Origin of the sequence: Methanooceanicella nereidis (genome assembly GCF_021023085.1) — an archaeon.
Classification (GTDB): domain Archaea; phylum Halobacteriota; class Methanocellia; order Methanocellales; family Methanocellaceae; genus Methanooceanicella; species Methanooceanicella nereidis.
On the sequence record NZ_PGCK01000006.1, the window covers coordinates 178,842 to 198,514 of the forward strand.

The following is a 19,673-nucleotide window of genomic DNA, read 5'->3' on the forward strand; positions in this document are numbered from 1 at the left end:
TCAATTTTTTTAATATAAAATTTAATTGTTTCATTTTATTTAAGAATATCTTTATAATACTCGTTTATCCCCATACCTCGTTCTAAAAATATGGGGGCGTCACAGATCAGGATGTGGATGGTGGACCCTTTCATAATGTGCCGCCAGCATTTGCCGGGAGAACATAATGAAGTGCACATGTTCGGGGGTTCCATAAAAAGAAGGATACACACGGACGGTTATCTGAAGGCCAATTGTTTTGAAGCGAATTCAATAGGCGCCAGGCATGAGGAGCTTGTAGAAGAGATGGTCGGCAGAGGTTATGAGCATAATTCCATCCTGGTCGTCGATATGGGGGCGTTGAACGATATCCCCCGGCATGTAAGGGATTTTAAAATAGACAGTGAAGGATCCTTAAGCCTGTTGTTACAAAGATGCACGCGCTGCAGAAAAAGATATAAAGAAAAACATCGCTGCACGCTATTTTGATCCGTATCGGAAGTCTTCTGTTGATGCATGCTCACAATTTTAATGATGGAATTGTTCCCCTGTCCAGGAACTTATAGATCTGTACCTTCAGTAGGTCGGTCACCAGGAATGACAGGATCGCATATCCCCATACGAATATCGCCAGTTTCCACCCCATAGCTGCGGGGAAGAATATGCCATACACGGTTATCAGCGTGGCTATTGTCTGTGACGTGCATGCAGCGAGCAGAAGTATGGGCGCCGGCTTAACTGTCCAGAAATAGCTTCTCGTCCTTGCCACGAACAGGAACAGCTGTCCGGCCACGGATAGCTTAAGATATATAAAGGACTGGATAAGCGCATGTGAAAGATGGAAGACCTCTATGCCTATGATGAGTATACCGAAGCTCCACAGCACACCGAACAATCCCAAAAAAGTCGATATGCCCAGCAGAGTACGCATATTCCATTTTTCCGGCTTATCCGAAAAATGAACGTTATCATATGCAATTGTCATTATAGGGGTATCGTTCAATAGTGCGAGCAGTATAATCATCAGCGGAGTGATCGGATAAAAATTAAAGATAATGATCGATGCGGTAATAAAGAAGACAAGGCGGATCGTCTCTCCCATGCGATAGATGGAATAGTTCGTCATTCTCTGGAATATTTTCCTGCTCTCTTTAATGGCATCGATTATCACCGATAGGCCGGGGCTCGTCAATACGATATCGGCAGCGGACTTGGCCGCGTCAGTCGCTCCTGCTACGGCTATGCCTGCGTCTGCTTTTTTTAGGGCGGGTACATCGTTTACCCCGTCCCCGGTCATTGCCACGATATGCCCCTTATCCTGAAGTAGCTTAACGATACGATATTTATGTTCGGGGAACACCTGGGCGAACCCGTCGGCATTTTCGACTATAGTGCCGGCCTTATCGTCAGGGACATCGATGAACGATGAGGCTGGCTGGATGTCAGTGCCAAGGTTCACTTTTCCCGCTATCTCTTTTGCTATCGCAGTATGATCCCCGGTCACCATCTTTACTTCGACACCCATGGATTGCGCGGTCTTTATCGTATCGGCGGAATCGTCTCTCGGGGGATCATGAAGGGACAGTAATCCTACGAAATCCCATTTACCGTCCTCATCTGACCTTGCGACACCAAGCGCCCGATATCCCGCGGATGCAAAATCATCGACTATCTTATTGATCTTGCCGGCATCGGCCGCATTTTCCGAGGCCATTTTAAGTATCACCTGAGGAGCCCCTTTTGAGACTTTGAACTTCCCGCCTTCTTTATCCTCTATCTCGGCCTCGGTCCGTTTTATCACGGGATCGAACGGCTTAAAAGAGACGATTTTATAGTTCGATATCCTGGAAAGCGCCTCTTTATCAGCCCGTGACTTTTCAATTATCGAAGTATCAATGGGATCCTTATCTTCCTCTCTTGATGCCAGTGTCGCATAGACTATGACATCATTTTTGCTGAACTTGCCGATCGGAGAAAGTTCGGCGACCTTGATCTCGTTCTTTGTGATAGTCCCGGTCTTGTCCGCACATAAAATATTTATGCCTGCCATCTCTTCTATGGCCACGAGTTTACTTACTATGGCCTCTTTTTTTGACAGGGCTACGGCGCCAACTGCCATAGTGATAGAAAGAACCGCCGGGAGCGCCACAGGAATGCCTGCTATGGTAAGGACAAGCGCGAACTGTATGATCGTCAGAAAATCATGATGCCTTAAAAGTTCAACGGTTATGATAATAAGCACGAGCATTAAGGTAACGACGATCAGGTAATTCCCGATCTTGACAACAGCTTTCTGAAAATGGCTTTTAGCCGATATCTCTTCCGCAAGCATTGCTGTCTTGCCAAAATACGTATTGACACCCGTTGCCACAACGACGGTGTCCATTTCGCCCTGCCTTACAACCGAGCCCGAATACCCTACGTCGGAGGCATGTTTCTCTACGGGAAGAGATTCCCCGGTAAGCGCGGACTCGTCCGCCTGTAAATAGTCCCCTTCGATCAATTTTACGTCTGCCGGAATAACATCTCCCAGCCTTATTCGTATGACATCGCCGGGAACAAGGTCCGACGCCGACGTATCTACCCATTTACCGTCGCGTTTTACCCTGGCTTTCAACGCGAGCTTCTTCTTTAATAGCTCTATTGCGTTATCCGCCTTATTCTCCTGGAAAAATTTCACTCCCGCATTGATCAGGAGCAGCAAGCTTATTATCACAAAGTCTTCCCAGTGCTGTATGATGAGCGACAGGATGGCGGCAGCCTCGATCATCCATGGTATGGGTCCCCAAAAATTGCGCAGGAATTTTATGATAGGATTGGCCTTTTTTTCAACAATTTCGTTCGGACCATACACTTCAAGACGATCTTTTACTTCGGAACTTGAAAGCCCGTCCCTGCTTGTGGACAGGTCACCGATCAGACTGTCTATTGATGATTTTTTCGCTTCCTCCATGCTTATGATCTTCTTATCCATGTAAGTAGCCCCTGATGATAGTCGATAAAGCGAAATTGTTCCAGTGTGCCGATCGATGTTATTACGATCGGTATTACAGGAATAAACACAATTTACAGTTTTATTTTATTATTTATATTTATAAAATGAATTATATAATATATCGTTATTTTATGCAAATCTTATATTACAGGAATTTGATGCTTCTTGTGTTATGCGAATATGAAAATATGCTCATTAAAATTGAGCAGTGATCATAATTTAATGTCACGCCCGAAAAAAGAACGCTATCATACCAGAGCTGTCTTTTCGGGAAGTGATAGGACAACTATTACATAATATTTTTCAGCTACAGGCAAAAATTAGTATTATTTCTTATCATAAGCATAAAATATTTATTGTATATTTAAGGTGAAATCTATAAAGAGTTGATAGATATGAATAAAGGCTCTATTAATATCATGTACATAATTGCCATGGTCATGCTGCTTTTAGCCCTGGCCATTATTGGTAACTCTGTTTTCGATAATGACATGGGAAGTGATTTTAAGGATTCAGGAAGCACGATGATCGCCAGTTTGATCATCAGTGAAGACAGTTATGATAAAGGTACGATATACGAGCGCTACTGCTTTGAGACCTCCCAGTATTTCGGATTACGCGGTTAAAATAAAATACTAAATTATATCGCCCATTTCTTTTCCTTATAAGTGATTTAAAGCGAGCGGAAATGAAGAAGGGAAAGCTTTATATCTGAAAAGTGCCTTTTTAGGTTCTGTTCAATGAGACTTTTCGAAGAGCGGAAATAAAATATTTTGCTCGCATTGGACGGTTTAAAAACTAAAATTTTAAACTATCAGGGATCAAACCCCAAACAACATGCGGGGGTTGCCAAGCCAGGTCAAAGGCGCAGGATTGAGGGTCCTGTTTCGTAGGAATTCGCGAGTTCGAATCTCGTCCCCCGCACTACTGCTCTTGTATTTTAACGTTTTTTGCTGTCCATGTTCTTATGAAACTGCCAGACTTAAAGGCATTTATTTGCCTCAGTCAGGTGTACATAGGTCATAGTATTCTGTGCTCCCGGGGCCAGGCCGGGGGATATATCCTTACATAATGTTGCCCGGGTGCTCGACCGCGTTTGGCGAGCCCTCCGGGTTCTCCAGATAAATGTACGTACTCCGAGCCATAATAGAATAAATTGGGTTCTCGATGTTAATTTGTAACTTTTATATGGTTAAAGGTAGTATGGGTAAGTTATGCTTCTCGACGAAAAAACTCTGGTGACACTCCAGAGGCTTGGCCTGACCTATTACGGTGCGAGGATCTACGAGACGCTGGTGCTGCTGGGCCCGAGTGACGCGGCCAGACTTTCCAAGGAGTCGGATGTTCCACGGACCAGGGTGTATGACATCCTGCGGCGGCTCGAAACCGAGGGCTGGATCACGAGCGAGCGTACCCGACCCATCACGTATACCGCCCGCTATCCCCGGGAAGTGCTCGAAGAGAGGAAGGCCGCATTCAACGCGGCGGTCGATGAGACTGCGAATGATCTGTCCATGCTGTACGATAATCAGATGGAGAAGGAGAACCCGCGTGTGTGGCTGTTAAGGGGTTCAGTCAATGTGACGGTCAAGTTGCTGGACATGATCGGCCGGTCTAAAAAGAACATCATGCTTATGGGCGCCCTTTACTTTGCCGATGAGATCGAACAGCTTAAAACCCAATTGCAATACGCAAAGAAACGAGGGGTGACCGTGCGTCTCATAACTCAGAAGAGCATTCGGCTGAAGGACGGTGATCTCGACATCCTGGGCCATCTGTCCCCTGTCGTATCCGGGGTAAAAGTATATGGGCCGCCGTACTCGAAGTCCGCGATCGTCGACGATCGGGAAGTACTGATCATATTCTCGCGCCTCGATGATGATGTACCAGACGAGGACAGCGTCATCGCCATTTGGATCCCCAACACATCCGTCGCTTCTAACTGGGCGAGCATTTTCAATGCCGTCTGGAACGTGTGACCGGGCCTATACAGGCGTTTTCTGCGAACCTCGCCAGAGATAAATGTAATCGTCCATGATATTCTGGCTTCAGTCATCTTTACCCCCGTAAAAGTTACAAAAGATATATTAATCGCCTTCTTCCTAATTCCAATTACCTATAACGCTTAAAATGAGAGGGTAGAAGGATGGAGATTGCTGGCATCATATCATGCCCACGGGGTATAGGCTGTGATAAGTCTGATCTATTAAATGTGACTATTGCAGACGACGGAAGATCACGCGCGAAAGATCATCGGATGGATGTTTACTGATGAAATCTGTTAATGATAAACGTCTTGTGTTGATCATCATCTGTATGACGGCTTTCACTACGCCATTCCTGACGACCTCCGTCAACATCGCGCTGCCGACCATTAACACCGATTTCGCGGTCCCGGACCAGGCGCTGCTGAACTGGCTGGTAACCGGCTACTTGCTCACTGCGGCTATCTTCGTGGTCCCCTTCGGCCATATTGCCGACAGGTATGGCCTGAAAAAAGTCTTTGTCACCGGATTGGTCGTCATAGTTGTTTCGTCTATCCTCTGTGCCATGTCCAGCTCGATCCTCATGCTCATCGCATCCCGCGCGATCGAAGGCGTAGGCAGTGCTATGATTTTCGGCACCTCCCTGGCCATCCTTACTTCAGCGTACCCGCTAAAGGAGCGGGGTAAAGTGCTTGGCATCAACATGGCGGTCATGTATGGAGGGCTATCGCTGGGCCCGTCGCTGGGCGGCTTCATCACCCACTTCGGCAGCTGGCGGCTCATCTACGCCGGGATCGCGTTGTATGCCCTGGTAGTGGCCTTGCTCGCTTCATGGAAAATCGCCGATGAAGGGCCTATTGCGAAGACAGGGCGGTTCGACCTGTCCGGAACCGTTCTATACGGGGCAGTTCTCGTCTCTCTTATACTTGGGCTGTCAAGCTTACAGGAAACGATCGGCGTAGCCCTCTTCGGGCTCGGTCTTGTCCTCATGGCCGTGTTCTTCTGGTGGGAGATGCGGCACACTAACCCGGTGCTTAAGGTCAGCGTCTTCAGGAAGAACAAGGTATTCATGTTCTCCAACCTGGCCGCGCTGATCAACTACAGCGCGAACGGCGCGGTCGCATTCATGCTGAGCCTGTACCTGCAAAAGATATACGGGTTCGACGCGCTGACGGCCGGGCTCATCTTGATCGTCCAGACAGTACTTATGGCCGTGTTCTCGCCCATGACCGGCAAGCTATCCGACCGGCTTGAGCCGCGCATCGTGGCTTCGGCCGGCATGTCTATCTGTGCAATTGGCCTGGTACTCTTTGCCATGCTCTCCCCGGGGACGCCACTGTGGCTGGTGGTCGCAAGCCTGATGTTCCTGGGTATCGGCATCGCGTTCTTCGCGTCACCCAACACCAACGCGATCATGAGCTCCGTGGAGAAGTCGGAATACGCCATGGCCTCGAGCATGGTGAGCACTATGCGGATGATCGGGGGAATTCTGGGCCTGGGCATCACAAATCTGATCTTCACGTACTTCATGGGACACGCGGAAATCCCCGCGACAGGCCCGTACGATCTCCTCATGAAAAGTATCCAGGTGGCGTTCGCGGTCATGGCCGGACTCTGCATCGTCGGCGTCGGCCTCTCTCTGGCCAGAGGCAACCTGCGTAAAGCCGAAGCTACACAGATCGCACACCCGATCAAAAAACCATAGCACAACAAGTAAAAGAATTAAATAAAAAAGTTGCCTGCACTCCGTAAAGGAGCGCCATAGTTTTTCTAAGCGATTTCTATATGAATGTAGACGAGCGTGGAGCGCAAGTTGCGGTGCCCGGGCTGTAACGATATGTCTGTTATAGGCACGCCTGATCGAAGCATAGAGCTCTGCCCTATTCCCCCGGAGTCGTCCGGAAGGCAAAATACAACAGCGCTGCTGGGGTTAATAGGTCAGGTCAAAGGCGCAGGATCGAGGGTCCTGTTCCGTAGGAATTCGCGAGTCCGGATCTCGTCCACCACACCAGTTTTTAGAAAATACATTTTAATATTTTAATAGTGGTTTATCAAGTTTTTTTGTTGCTTATCATTCACGCCGTTCGACACTCGTTCCTTTTATCACCTATCATTCACGCCGTTCGACACTCGTTCCTTTTATCACCTATCATTCACGCCGTTCGACACTCGTTCCTTTTATCACCTATCATTCACGCCGTTCGACACTCGTTCCTTTTATCACCTATCATTCACGCCGTTCGACACTCGTTCCTTTTATCACCTATCATTCACGCCGTTCGACACTCGTTCCTTTTATCACCTATCATTCACGCCGTTCGACACTCGTTCCTTTTATCACCTATCATTCACGCCGTTCGACACTCGTTCGCTCTCTTCGTTCGCTCACTCGCTACTGCGGTTTTTCAGGTGCTCCGATGTCAGGGCCGGGCTTGCACCCCGCTCGCATTTCTGCTTCGCAGAATGCTCGCTCGCAAGCCCTAAGCGACGCGGACTGAGGCCGCGTCCATTACCCTGCCATCTACGCATCCCTCGCTACGCTCGGGCAGACCTGAAAAACCTCCGCCGAACGCGAATTATTAATGTGAAAAAAGTTGTAGGGTTCATTATTCTGGGTACTTATTCCGTATTTTATTAGTCCGTATAAGATATATCCCTAAATAATTTAAAAAATCACAATATTGATGATGATTCAGGTTTATTCCTGATATTATGGCCATAAAAATCAATGTACCGGCAATTTTGGCATTCGTAATGATCAGTATCGTTTTTGTGAGCGGCTGTATCCAGTTTCCGGATACAGCTAAAACTGAAGACATGAAGGTCCCTCACGAAGGGAAATATGGCATTTATATGTTAGACCTTGATACAGGCCGCGTACATTCAATTTACAGTACAGGCCAGGAAGTCTATACCTCTGCGCTTCGCTTGAATGATCAGTGTAATAAGCTCGTTTTCACGCAAAAGGCAGACGGTGACTCTAACGAGAAAAATGAAATTTTTACCATAAATGTAGATGGAACGGGCCTTCAAAGGATCACAAATAATGCTTTTTGGGACCTATACCCCGCATGGTCGGAAGACGGTTCGCGTATAGCATTCCTTTCTTTCCGTGGTAAAGACCTGGATATTTACATGATAGATGCCAATGGCAATAATGAGGCCCTGTTTTATGACTCCGGCACTCATGACGCGGATATTGATTGGAAAAATGATAACATTGTATTTACTTCAGGCTCCGCTATATGGACCATAAGAGATGACGGGACAGGATCGACGCGTGTCACAAGTCCGCCGAATGCAGGACTATGGGGTAAGGCAAATCTTCCTGCGGGAGACTATGATCCCCGGCTTGACCCGTCCGGGACGAAGATCGTCTTTGAGAGATTAGAGAACACGAGCAGCACACATGGAAACTATAACTTGTTTACCATAAACATAGATGGCAGCGGGGAGAAGCGCCTGACAGATACCGGATATTCGCAGGGGCTCGCAAGCTGGTCGAATTCAGGAGATAAGATAGTCTATACCGTCGCTGCCATAAATGATGAAGGTAAGTACGACGCATATATGATCAATTCTGACGGGACGGACAATCGTAATATTACGCCTTCGTATTTCCCGCCCGAGTTTTTAGTTTACTCTCCGATCTTTTCAAAAGATGACACTAAAATATATTTTATCGGGCAATGGTGGGAATGATCGTTTCATCCCATCATTTTTTAACGCCCATCATTTTTTAACGGCAACTGGGATCATAAAACCTTTAGGTTCTTCCGCTTAAGCTGCAGGATAACAGCATTCCCCTACATTATATATACAAATAATAGCAAAATAAACATATATAAATAAAATTGTGTCGAATTTAATATTTCACCGTATCATGACAGTGGCTTTATTATCATCATCAGGATTGGCTTGCGATGAAACACAGTGAAATTATCCATTGTCCGAAATGTAAAGGAAATCTTTCAAGCATAGATAGCCAGGGCTCGTCCGGGGAGTCCGGGAGCTATTTCTGTCAGACCTGCGGGATAAAGTATCCGGTGATCGACAGTGTCGTGGAATTCCTCCCCGGAGGTATGGTCACGAAAGGTCTCGGGCAGAAACTTATGGAATCGCCGCGCATGGTAAGCATATATGAAAGTAAATGGTGGCGCGGCTGTAAGCAGTTTTCATGGTTTATGGGCCTGACGCTGGACGAAGAGATAGAGCTGATCAAGCGTATAACATACCCTGGTGAAAAAGATACAGTTCTTGATCTCGCATGTGGTACGGGCATCTATGCGCGGGCTTTTGCTCAGGGCAGCCCCGGCCGCAATGTTTTCGGGCTGGATATATCATGGCCGATGCTTCAGTATGCGGCTGATAAGGCCCGTAGTATGGGAATAGATAACGTAAGATTCCTGCACGGCGACGCTCACAGCCTTCCGTTCGCGGATGAGTCACTGGACGTAGCGAACTGCTGCGGGGCATTACACCTGTTCTCCGACGTAAGGCGCGTTCTTGGCGAACTGTATCGGACAATAAAGCCCGGAGGACGATTCTCAGTAGCTGCTGCCTGGAAAAGTGATAATCTGTGGGGACGGATAAAAGCGTACTCTGACGAAAAGTTCTGGAAAATACACTATTTCCGTAAAGATGAGTTAAGTTCATTGCTGGACGAGGCTGGTTTCACCCCGACAATATATCACGCATATGGTATCTGGATGGTCGCCGGCGGCGTTCGCAGGTAAAAAATGAACAAATCAAAGCAGGATCATTCTTGTAATCGTTTTTTTAATAAAAAGGCTTTAAAGAGGACTTTTTCTTTCTTGCCGGCATCCTTGTAAGTATAAAATGAGATACTTTTCAGCCTGAGAAAACCATGAAATTTTACCAGCCTTTCAATGTATCCATCACTATGATGGTATATCCATAAACCGGAAGGATCTTCAACGCATGAGACTTCATCATCCATAGTTCCGATCACGGTGAAGCTGAACGTGCCGTCCTTTTTTAATAACCGGGACGTTTCTTTAAAAAATATATCCAGGTCCTGGAAAAAATGAAAAACGCCGCAACAGACGGCATGATCGAATTGGCTGTCTGCATATGGCCAGTTACCGGAGATCAGGTCGTATGTTTTTATCTCTTTTACAAAGCCTTTTTCTTTACAGGCCTTGAGCATCTCTTCGGAGTTATCTATACCATATACCTTCAGCCCTGCCTTATGGAACAGATAAGAGCTAAGGCCGGTGCCGATCCCGATATCCAGTATCATTTCTTCAGGACCGATATATTCATAAGTGAGACCGAACAAGACCTCATGCCCCCGATTTTCGACAAGCTCGCTCATACTGTCATAATACTTTGCAGAGACATCATGCGCTTCGAAGACATCGGATTTCATCATTTTTTCTTAGAATTATTTATCTTATAAAGCTTAGTATCATATCAATGCCTGGTCCCTGTCATAAGATACAGCTCATCCCCGCTGATACTTAAAATGTCCACTCAAAGTTTTATTGACATTCATAAAAAATAGAGATAATTTTGAGACTTTTATGCAAATGACTGGATATATAGGACCTATTCTCTTTTTAATATGATAGAATAATCGCCCAGCCCGTCAATTGTGATCGTCTCTCTATTGTCGTTGGGATTGAACGGGTCTTTCGGATAATACTTTAACAGATAAGTCGTACTTTCCTGTCCTGTAAAAGATATCCGGTAAGCCCTGACACCAGGTATGTCATCGCTGAAGAATTCCCACTTGCCGTCCGTTCTGGTACCTTTATCGTGGTTGATAAAAGTTAATTTATTATAGGCTGCAAAAAACTGGACGTTCACATGACTGTAGCCGTAGGGGGATTGTTTTTCGACCGATACCCAGCTACCTGCCAGTGGGTCATTGACCTGTGGATCCTGCGGGACAGGGGTCTGCACGGGCGCATACGTAGGCCCGGGTGTAGGTGTCCGTTCGCGTATCAAGCCTTTTGTACAGATACATCCGGACGATAATATTATTGAAGCTATTAAAAGCAAAATGATCAACGGCTTATAATATCTCATAATCACTCCCTTGCCTTCTCCTGCCAATACTATCCAGTATCATCGCATGACTATAAAAAATATTGTGTTCCATTTAATCGATAGGGGCATACGGATATAATTTCTTATAGTTTAGGATAACATAAAGATAAGTTGAGGTCAATATCATGGACAAGATTTCCATAGGCTCAAAGCCGCTGTTATACCCTTTGCCTGCAGTTCTGGTCGGTTCAAACGTTAACGGTAAGCCGAACTATATGACGGTAGCATGGTCCAGCATCGTGAACATGGCCCCGCCGATGGTGTCTGTCTCCATAGGCCATTCCAGGCACACTCTTAAGGGGATCGAGGAGAACAATACATTCAGCGTCAACATCCCTTCAACGAAACAGATAGCCGAAACGGATTATTGCGGCATCGTAACCGGCGCGGGCGATGATAAGTCAGCCCTTTTCGAGTCATTTTACGGTAAATTAAAGACAGCGCCCATGATCAAGGATTGTCCGATGAACATGGAATGTAAGGTCAACAGGACCATAGACCTTGGAAGCCATGTGCTCGTCATCGGAGAGATCATAGATATTCTCGTAGACCTTGATTGTACACATAACGGTATCCCGGATATCACAAAAATTGACCCGATGATATTCTCCTTCCCGCAGAACGATTATTTCCAGGTCGGAAAGCATATCGGCAAAGCTTTCGCTGCCGGGAAGAGCATAAAAAAATAGCATGATATATCAATTTAATTTTTAACTTTTAAATATTTTATAGAGTCTTTTGAGTCTTTTATTCGAGGTTACTATGCGGGTAGAAGTAGACAAGGATCTCCCAAAAACGTAAAAGGGCCTAAAAAATAAAAGAGGATGACGCGTTATTACCGCGTCATGGACCGCCTGAACAGCGGTATCGCTATTCCCAGCGTCACTATGCCGAATCCTACCAGTATGGCGATCTCCGGGAATATGTCGCTTACGCCAGCATCAAGTATCATGACCTTTCGCATCGCGTCTGCCGCATATGTGATCGGTATGATCTGGGATATCCACTGCATGAACCAGGGCATCTGCTGTATCGGGAAGAATACGCCCGACAGGAACATCATCGGGAACTGCAGCAAGGACATGAGCAGCATCGCGGTCTCTTCGTCCGCCGCCAGCGCCGTCATGACTATGCCCAGGCCTATGAAGCTGAACACGCCCAGTATCAGTATCATGAGCGCGAGCGGGATGCTTCCGTGAATAGTGACGCCAAAGAATATTACGGCCAACACCATCACGACGAAGCCCTGCAGGATACCGCGGATCGTTTGGGCCATTGTCTTACCGATTATTATCGATATCTGGTTAATCGGGGCGGCAAGGATACCGTCGAAGGTGCCTATCTCCTTTTCGTGGGAAATGGCCCGGGGGATACCGGTCATGGCACCGAGCATGACTATCATGATCAGCAAGCCCGGAGCTACGAAGCTAAAGTAGTTGGTCTCGCCGGGTATCGTACCCTTTACCTCAACGTTATACGGATGTATCACAGCCAGCGGATTAACGGTCATATTCGCCTTTGCGCTCAGCATGCCCACGGCCGATGCGGCCTGTATGCTGCCGAGCCCGCTGATAGCTCCGCTGGCGACTCCCTGTATCTGGGCAGCTACCTGCGGGTTACTCTTATCCACGAATACGGTCATGTTGGCCTGTTTACCTGAAGAGAGATCTTTCGAGAAATCCTCAGGTATGACTATGGCCCCGTATAGTTCTCCTCTGGTAATGCTTGTCTTCGCTTCTTCCAGGCTCATGCCCTGCTTGAAGTCCATATAATGGTCCTTTTCGTTGAGCATGACCAGTTGATCGATAAACCGGGCGGCATCGGCACCGTTATCCATATCGACTATGGCTACGGGCATGTCCGTCTGTATGCTGCCGGACGGGAATATGAAGCCGGTCATGAAGAGCATGAAGAACGGGAATATGAACATGAACAGCAGGCCTACGCGGTTCCTGGCGAACTCGAGCAGGTCCTTGTGGGTTATGAAATAGCTGTCTTTAATTATCTTTTTAACTCCCATGATGATCACCTCGCCCTCGCTTTAGGTGCCCTGAAGGGACCGTGGCGTCCTGTCTTGGGCTTCTCGTTGGCCTGATCCCTCATTTCCTTGCCGGTCACGTGCAGGAATACGTCCTCAAGTGTCGGCTCCCTCGTATTGATCAAGGTTATGTTGCCCCCGTCGTGCCTTATGGTATCCATCACGCGGTCAAGCGCGTCATTCCCGTGAGCGCTTATTCTGATATCGTGGGCATCCGGCTGTATTATCGCTGATACGCAATCCAGTGACTGGACCTTTGTTATCAGCGAAGGAGTAATGTTCGGTATCCTCATGTCGAATATCGTGGTATCTGCATCCTTCACCAGTCTCTTAAGGTTATCGGGGGTATCCAGCGCGACTATCTTACCGTGATCTATGATAGCTATCTTATGGCACAATACCTCCGCCTCCATCATCGCATGGGTCGTAAGGATGACTGTGGTGCCATTCTTGTTAATCTCCCTGATCAGCTCCCTTATGGATAGCGTGGTCTGTGGGTCAAGGCCGAGCGTCGGCTCATCCATGAATATGATCTTCGGTTCGGTGAGCAGTGCCCTTACTACATTTATACGCTGCCTCATTCCCGTAGAGTACTTCCCTATCTGAGTGTCTCTCCATTCGGTCATGTTCACGAGTGCCAGAAGCTCGTCGATCTTATCCTCGATCTTCTGTTTTGGCATTTCGTAAAGATTCCCGAAGAACCTGAGGTTCTCGGCCGCAGTCAGCCTTTCGTACATGATCATCTTTTCGGATACGAGGCCGATGTTCTCCCTGACCTTATTCGCTTCCTTTTTAAGGTCGTGTCCTGACACTTTTGCGGAGCCCGAAGTCGGCTGGGCCAGAGTGCATAGCATCCTTATTGTCGTGCTCTTGCCCGCCCCGTTGGGGCCAAGGAAACCGAATATCTCATTTTGATCGACATTAAATGATATGTCATTGACTGCAGTGAAGTTCCCGAACTTCTTGGTAAGGTTTTGAACTTCTATAGCGTATTGTCCTGTCATTTTTATTCTCCTAGTCATCGCCGAGGAATGTTAGCAGATCGTTGATCAGCTCTCTCCTCTTTTCACTTATGTGTTCGACTGCATTCTCCCCTTTCGGGGTGATAGTGTACACCTTTTTTCTGTCAACCTCTTCGCTCGATATGTAGCCTTTCGACTCGAGGAATTCCAGGGCTGGATATACTGAACCCGGGCTAGGCATCCATCTCCCTTCAGATTTTTGATTGATAAGCTGGATGATGTCATAGCCGTGAGTGGGCTTCTCCTTAATGATCTTCAATAAAAATAATTTAAGGAAGCCCTTCCTGATCTCGTTATTAAAGAGATCGTTCTTTTGTCCTTCTTTCAAACACGGATCTTCCATATATCTGACTCCAATATATCAGTATCCGATATATTACGGGTATATCGATATCCGACATAGGATATATAAATTATGGTCAGTAAATGGAAAGAGTCGTATTGCAATAGTATTAACGATAGCCGGTTAGTACGCTCGTTAAAGACGATAATAGAAAAGTAAGCCGAAGATAGTGTCCAAAAAGATCACAAATATGCATAGAGATCGTGGTAACGATGACAGCGATATCAGTCTTTTATGAAAAATATGATTTACCAGCTTAGAATGGACCGACCCGGAAGAGCAAATTCACCAATGCCAGGATACCGATGACAGACATCAGGAACGCAGCGATCAGTGCGGTAGATATCGGGAACTTTTTATTTAATTCATTGCTCAATCGTCTCTGGAACAGGAAATATTCCGCGATCGCAAATAACAAGAATACAGTTCCCAGGATCACCAGCGTCAGTCCCAGGTTCCTGGGCCCGTGATATACCAGTTCACCGGACAGGACATTCGATTCGCGCAGGTACTGGAAAAATTTGTAGATCGTAAAGCCGAAACTTATCATCGATAGTGAAGTGCGTATCCATGCCATGAGTGTACGGTCGGCAGCAAAGCGAGTGCGCTCATAAGCGAGATCCGTGCTGATGTCAGCCATAACTGGCTTGCTGCTATGAGGTTTGTCCTCTAATGCACCACTATTCATATATTAGCCCTTGCATATCGGTCTGGTAACGGTCAGTTTACTATGTGGAAACACTTTAATGAGGTCTTAAGGTACACCTGACTGCTGCATACCTTCATTAATAATATTATATTTTATATGATATAAAATAACCACGTTATAATTAAGTAAATCGATGTCATTTTCCTGGAAGATATTACTATCACAGGAATGATCTAAAATTTAATTTATTCCGTCATGATCCGGCCATAATAAACCGGTCATAAAAATAGCATCCCGACCATCATAAAAACAGGTTAATGCCTATCACAAATACAAAAGCCTTCAATACGATCCCGTCGTTTTATTGTTATTATACAATTTTTTCGTTATTTTGACTGGCAAGCGATTGATATTCATACTATTATATGGCATAATAAATATATAAATAATATTATATTTATAAATATATAATCGGTGTTATACTAAGCGTTTATTGAACGATGGGAGAGTGGTCAGGAAAATTGAAAGAAACAGGATTTGTAAAAAAGACAGGTGATAAGGCTGCGGCAAAGCTGTTAAAATATTTTCACATGGATTCATGGCCGGGCCTCATTATAGTACAGTCAGATGAACTATCTTTAAAGATCCAGAATAAGTGATAGCATGAAAAAGCTGATCATGATATTATTTGCCCTTACACTGATGATTACTATAGCCGAAGCGCAGGAGACGGGCATATGGCTACAGAGCGTTAACAGCGGGAGCCAGTCATGGGCATTCTATCCCTACAACCCGCCGTCTTATGGCCAGATGAGCGCCGTGAACACAGGCACGGATTATTTTACGATGGACCCGGGTACAAGCACGATGAGGAAGATCATAGTACATAACCATGGTTCCGTAGCGACGGACGTGACGCTTGAAGTCAGCGGCTTGCCGGCAGATTGGAACGTCAAGATAACGCCCATAATAAGGAATATCAATCCGGTAACGACGTTTCCGGCACATGGTACCGGTTCTGCGACATCGCACCAGGGCTATGGCAGTATCGTAGTGACTTTACCGCCTGGTGCACAGGCAGGTAGCTATGAGTATACTATAAAAGCAACAAGCCCTCTGGGCACATCGACTCTCAAGGATAAAATAAATATCGGCGGCGGACAGACGACTCCGACACCCACTGCGACGCCTACAGCGACACCCGCGCCTACTTCCACCCCGACACCTACACCGACATCTACCCCAACACCTACACCCACAGCGACACCTACACCCACGCCCACCCCGATACCGTCAGGCAACCTGATCAAGGACGGCGGCTTTGACAGCGGACTGGACAGAACATACTGGAAAGGCACAAAACTATCGAATTATAGGAATGATCAGGTAGTGGCAGACCAGAAGGCGGCGCACAGCGGCAAATACGGCATAGTAGGGGTCAAGGATGACTATAGCAGAATGGTAGCCCCTGTCCCATACGGAGGCAATGGGTTCACTTTCAGCGCATGGTTCTATGTAGCCCCGGAGGAAGACGCGATACCGTATTCATGGGGCACAGGTTACAGAGGCACCAGCATATGGGCGGGAGTCACTGACCTGGACGTCAATGCAGATTTCCTCGATGACATAAACCATTACTGCGTCGTAGGGTATAACAACAGGTCCGCTGACAGCCAGATAGCATATCATCGCGGCCTGAATTACAGAGGCTTTAAGAAAGTCGGGACCGGATGGTATAAGGGCGTCATAACTTATGACGGGAAGACATTGATATTCAGACAATATGATAATAGCGGGAACCTCGTAGGCGAAGCCCAAATATCCGAGACAGGGTTCACGCCGCGCAGCATCGTGGTCAACGCAGGCAGCACCCATCACTACATAGATGACCTCTATTACACGACATGGTAAGAATTGATGGCGGGATCCATTCCGTCATCATCTTTTTATATTATAACAGCAATTAACCAAATAAATATAAGATAAAAGGCTATTTCTCTATATTATGACCCATAATATAGCAATCACACGATATTCTAACGTCTCTACAAAAAAGCAGGTCGTTGACGTGCAATTATTTAATTGAATTTATTTATTAATAGTTCAATAAAATTCAAATTTGTTCACTTTTTTAACGAATAAATTCAAAATTATTCACCATGAAGAGAAAGTATTTAATATGTAATGATTATTGACTCATTACTTGCTAAGGAGGAGTAGATATTAAAAAACGTATACTAACCACAGCCATAATATGCACAATGCTGATGGCTACAGTGCTCATGGTTAACGCGAGCACCCCTATCTTCAATACTGCCGGTGAGCAGGGCCCGGCCACCTACATAGTAGGATTTACCGATAATAATGGTCTGGCAGGCATCATGGACGACCAGATGACGGCGTTCGTGACTGAGAATGATGCCAATATCATCTATAAATATGAATCTATTAATGCAATAGCTATCACAGTGCCGAACAAACAGGCAGCTGAAAAATTAAAGTCATTAAAGAACGTGAGATACGTCGAAAAAGAGAAGACTTTCCACGTATGCCTTGACAGCGCTACTAAGATAGTCGAAGCGACAAAGGCATGGGAATCTAAGTATACTGGCAAAGGAGTTAAAATTGCCGTTGTTGACACAGGCATTGACGGAAACCATCCCGACCTCAAGGGTAAAATAGTCGGATGGAAAGACTGTGTCCAGAACAAGAACACCCCTTACGATGACTTCGGTCACGGCACTCACTGCGCCGGCATAATTGCAGGAACTGGCGCAGGGTCTGGCGGCAAGTACAAGGGAGTAGCCCCCGAAGCAGAGCTCATAGGCGTTAAAGTATTAGGCAAGGATGGATCTGGAAGCGAGTCGCAGATCATCGCTGGTATCGAGTATGCGATGAACTCTGACGCGAAGATCATATCGATGTCACTCGGCTCCGATCAGCACTCACAGGCAATATGCGATGCTGTCTCCAAGGCAGTCCAGAAGGGTAAGATCGTAGTAGTAGCCGCCGGTAACAGCGGACCGAGAGGCGGTACTATCGGATGCCCCGCGGACAATAAGGATGCATTGACCGTAGGCGCGACCGACAAGAGCGACAACATAGCGTCGTTCAGTTCGAGGGGCCCCGCAAGAGGCGGCATAGCAAAGCCCGATGTCTGCGCACCCGGTAAAGACATAATATCTGCAAGGGCAGCAGGCACCAACGACCAGAAGGCTATAGATAAGAACTACGTATCCATGAGCGGTACATCAATGGCATGCCCGATGGTTTCCGGCGCGGTAGCATTACTCGTCCAGAAGGACCCGTCACTGACACCCGCGAAGGCAAAAGAGGTCCTCACCAAGTCGGCAAAGCGCCTGGGTCAGGGAGTACCCAACAATGACTACGGCTTCGGCAGGATCAACATAACCGCAGCCATGGACTACATGGACGGTAAGTTCAAGCCCGAGCCAGTACCTTCACCGACTCCGACACCAACACCGACTCCGACACCAACACCGACACCGGGATACCCAGGAAACCCGGGATACCCGAACCCTGGCAACCCGAGCCCGGGATACCCGAACCCTGGATACCCATACCCTGGACAGCCAAATCCGGGATACCCATACCCTGGACAGCCTAACCCCGGATACCCGCAGCCAGGATACCCATATCCGGGCCAGCCATATCCAGGATACCCGCAGCCAGGATACCCGTACCCGGGACAGCCGAGCCCCGGATACCCCGGATACCCGTACCCGGGCTATCCATACCCCGGATATAATAAATAAGAGTGACGATTAAAAGTATAAGAGCGGCGTATTACCATTATACGCCGTTATTTTTTCCTTTTAACTAACGTTCGTATCCCGTGAAGTATTCCACTTTCACCTTACTATCGGGCATTCCGAGTTCTTCGGTAAGTATATCCTGCATCTCAGAGACCATTTGAGGCGGACCGCAGATATAGAAAACTCGTTCGTTATGATCCGGTATCTGCTCCTTTATCATTTTAGCGTCTATGTGACCCTTTAGCCCTTGCCACGAAGGCTCTCTTGTCAGGACGTTCATCACCCTGATATGAGGATTCTGGCGCTGCATCTCTTCAAACTGGTCCCTGAAGACGATGTCGTCAGAGGTCTTATTAGAGTATAGCATGACTATGTCAGTGGAGAGCTTTTTGTCTGTGCAATATTTGCAGATGCTCCTGAGCGGCGTTATGCCTATGCCGCCTGACAGCATCCCTATCTTAGGGTATTGCCCGGAAAAATAAAAGCTCCCGAACGGCCCTTCAAGCTTTACCCATTCTCCGCCTTTCAGCCTGTTCAAGGCCTGAGAGAAATCGCTATCCCTTATCTTTTTTGTGAACTCGAGATAATTTTCCGTGGGGCTGCTGGAAATAGTGAAATGTTTTCGAGCCTCATTTCCATCTATCTTTAGCGAGACGTACATCCACTGGCCCGCCAGGTGATCCCAGCCTTCCGGCTTTTTGAATCGAAAGCTCTTCGTGTCATGAGTGCGCTGTATCACCTGCTCCACTTTAGTCTCGAATATCATCGATTGCACCTCTACTGCCATAAAAACCCGCCATATTACTATTAT

The 19,673-nt window shown here is 46.9% G+C and carries 19 protein-coding genes, 1 tRNA gene and 1 pseudogene; 12 read left to right on the forward strand and 9 right to left on the reverse strand.

The window, feature by feature from the left end; genetic code table 11:
• Positions 1-90: 90 nt before the first annotated feature.
• A complete protein-coding gene (locus tag CUJ83_RS08840) occupies positions 91-468 on the forward strand; it encodes a pyrimidine dimer DNA glycosylase/endonuclease V (protein ID WP_230741938.1) in 378 nt (125 codons plus the stop codon).
• A gap of 31 nt (positions 469-499) precedes the next feature.
• Here the strand turns inward: CUJ83_RS08840 and CUJ83_RS08845 are convergent, their stop codons facing one another.
• The gene (locus CUJ83_RS08845) at positions 500-2,953 is read right to left on the reverse strand and encodes a plasma-membrane proton-efflux P-type ATPase (protein ID WP_230741939.1); all 2,454 of its coding nucleotides are present in this window, start codon (positions 2,951-2,953) and stop codon (positions 500-502) included.
• 407 nt (positions 2,954-3,360) lie between these two features.
• Here CUJ83_RS08845 and CUJ83_RS08850 point away from each other — a divergent pair, with 407 nt between their 5' ends.
• The 5 genes and pseudogenes from CUJ83_RS08850 (at position 3,361) to CUJ83_RS08870 (ending at position 6,664) form a co-directional block, all read left to right on the forward strand.
• On the forward strand, positions 3,361-3,600 hold the full coding sequence (locus CUJ83_RS08850; RefSeq protein ID WP_230741940.1) for a hypothetical protein: 240 nt from the start codon (positions 3,361-3,363) through the stop codon (positions 3,598-3,600).
• A gap of 213 nt (positions 3,601-3,813) precedes the next feature.
• Positions 3,814-3,898 (forward strand) — tRNA-Leu (locus CUJ83_RS08855).
• Positions 3,899-4,188: 290 nt separating this feature from the next.
• A pseudogene (locus CUJ83_RS15920) lies at positions 4,189-4,398 on the forward strand (helix-turn-helix domain-containing protein); the annotation flags it as partial.
• 27 nt (positions 4,399-4,425) lie between these two features.
• Positions 4,426-4,953: a TrmB family transcriptional regulator gene (locus CUJ83_RS08865; protein ID WP_230741966.1), complete on the forward strand. Its 528-nt coding sequence runs from the start codon at positions 4,426-4,428 to the stop codon at positions 4,951-4,953.
• Positions 4,954-5,245: 292 nt separating this feature from the next.
• A complete protein-coding gene (locus CUJ83_RS08870; protein ID WP_230741941.1) occupies positions 5,246-6,664 on the forward strand; it encodes an MFS transporter in 1,419 nt (472 codons plus the stop codon).
• Between the two features lie 680 nt (positions 6,665-7,344).
• On the opposite strand, the gene CUJ83_RS08875 is transcribed toward CUJ83_RS08870, so the two are convergent.
• Positions 7,345-7,488: a hypothetical protein gene (locus tag CUJ83_RS08875; RefSeq protein WP_230741942.1), complete on the reverse strand. Its 144-nt coding sequence runs from the start codon at positions 7,486-7,488 to the stop codon at positions 7,345-7,347.
• A gap of 183 nt (positions 7,489-7,671) precedes the next feature.
• Here CUJ83_RS08875 and CUJ83_RS08880 point away from each other — a divergent pair, with 183 nt between their 5' ends.
• Together CUJ83_RS08880 and CUJ83_RS08885 are read left to right on the forward strand one after the other, a co-directional pair.
• The gene (locus tag CUJ83_RS08880) at positions 7,672-8,661 is read left to right on the forward strand and encodes a TolB family protein (protein ID WP_230741943.1); all 990 of its coding nucleotides are present in this window, start codon (positions 7,672-7,674) and stop codon (positions 8,659-8,661) included.
• 221 nt (positions 8,662-8,882) lie between these two features.
• Positions 8,883-9,695, forward strand: a complete 813-nt coding sequence (locus CUJ83_RS08885; RefSeq protein ID WP_230741944.1) for a class I SAM-dependent methyltransferase — start codon at positions 8,883-8,885, stop codon at positions 9,693-9,695.
• A gap of 23 nt (positions 9,696-9,718) precedes the next feature.
• On the opposite strand, the gene CUJ83_RS08890 is transcribed toward CUJ83_RS08885, so the two are convergent.
• Entirely contained in the window at positions 9,719-10,351 is a 633-nt protein-coding gene (locus tag CUJ83_RS08890; RefSeq protein WP_230741945.1) for a class I SAM-dependent DNA methyltransferase, read from the reverse strand.
• 179 nt (positions 10,352-10,530) lie between these two features.
• Entirely contained in the window at positions 10,531-11,013 is a 483-nt protein-coding gene (locus CUJ83_RS08895; protein WP_230741946.1) for a hypothetical protein, read from the reverse strand.
• A gap of 146 nt (positions 11,014-11,159) precedes the next feature.
• On the opposite strand from CUJ83_RS08895, the gene CUJ83_RS08900 reads away from it, so the two are divergent.
• Positions 11,160-11,723 (forward strand): flavin reductase family protein, encoded by a 564-nt coding sequence (locus CUJ83_RS08900; RefSeq protein WP_230741947.1) that lies wholly within the window; start codon positions 11,160-11,162, stop codon positions 11,721-11,723.
• A 146-nt stretch (positions 11,724-11,869) separates the two neighbouring features.
• Here CUJ83_RS08900 and CUJ83_RS08905 read toward each other — a convergent pair whose 3' ends face one another.
• From CUJ83_RS08905 to CUJ83_RS08920, 4 genes are all read right to left on the reverse strand, one after another.
• Positions 11,870-13,054, reverse strand: a complete 1,185-nt coding sequence (locus CUJ83_RS08905) for an ABC transporter permease (protein ID WP_230741948.1) — start codon at positions 13,052-13,054, stop codon at positions 11,870-11,872.
• Positions 13,055-13,059: 5 nt separating this feature from the next.
• On the reverse strand, positions 13,060-14,076 hold the full coding sequence (locus CUJ83_RS08910; RefSeq protein WP_230741949.1) for an ABC transporter ATP-binding protein: 1,017 nt from the start codon (positions 14,074-14,076) through the stop codon (positions 13,060-13,062).
• Between the two features lie 10 nt (positions 14,077-14,086).
• Entirely contained in the window at positions 14,087-14,437 is a 351-nt protein-coding gene (locus CUJ83_RS08915; protein WP_230741950.1) for a PadR family transcriptional regulator, read from the reverse strand.
• A gap of 256 nt (positions 14,438-14,693) precedes the next feature.
• On the reverse strand, positions 14,694-15,077 hold the full coding sequence (locus CUJ83_RS08920; RefSeq protein WP_230741951.1) for a YidH family protein: 384 nt from the start codon (positions 15,075-15,077) through the stop codon (positions 14,694-14,696).
• 509 nt (positions 15,078-15,586) lie between these two features.
• Between CUJ83_RS08920 and CUJ83_RS08925 the strand changes: the two genes are divergently transcribed.
• The 3 genes from CUJ83_RS08925 to CUJ83_RS08935 all read left to right on the forward strand — a co-directional run bounded on the left by CUJ83_RS08925 (position 15,587) and on the right by CUJ83_RS08935 (position 18,862).
• Positions 15,587-15,745, forward strand: a complete 159-nt coding sequence (locus tag CUJ83_RS08925; protein WP_230741952.1) for a hypothetical protein — start codon at positions 15,587-15,589, stop codon at positions 15,743-15,745.
• 4 nt (positions 15,746-15,749) lie between these two features.
• Entirely contained in the window at positions 15,750-16,997 is a 1,248-nt protein-coding gene (locus CUJ83_RS08930; RefSeq protein ID WP_230741953.1) for a COG1470 family protein, read from the forward strand.
• 350 nt (positions 16,998-17,347) lie between these two features.
• Positions 17,348-18,862: a S8 family peptidase gene (locus tag CUJ83_RS08935; protein WP_230741954.1), complete on the forward strand. Its 1,515-nt coding sequence runs from the start codon at positions 17,348-17,350 to the stop codon at positions 18,860-18,862.
• A 64-nt stretch (positions 18,863-18,926) separates the two neighbouring features.
• On the opposite strand, the gene CUJ83_RS08940 is transcribed toward CUJ83_RS08935, so the two are convergent.
• Positions 18,927-19,649 (reverse strand): ferredoxin--NADP reductase, encoded by a 723-nt coding sequence (locus CUJ83_RS08940; RefSeq protein WP_230741955.1) that lies wholly within the window; start codon positions 19,647-19,649, stop codon positions 18,927-18,929.
• Positions 19,650-19,673: the final 24 nt, after the last annotated feature.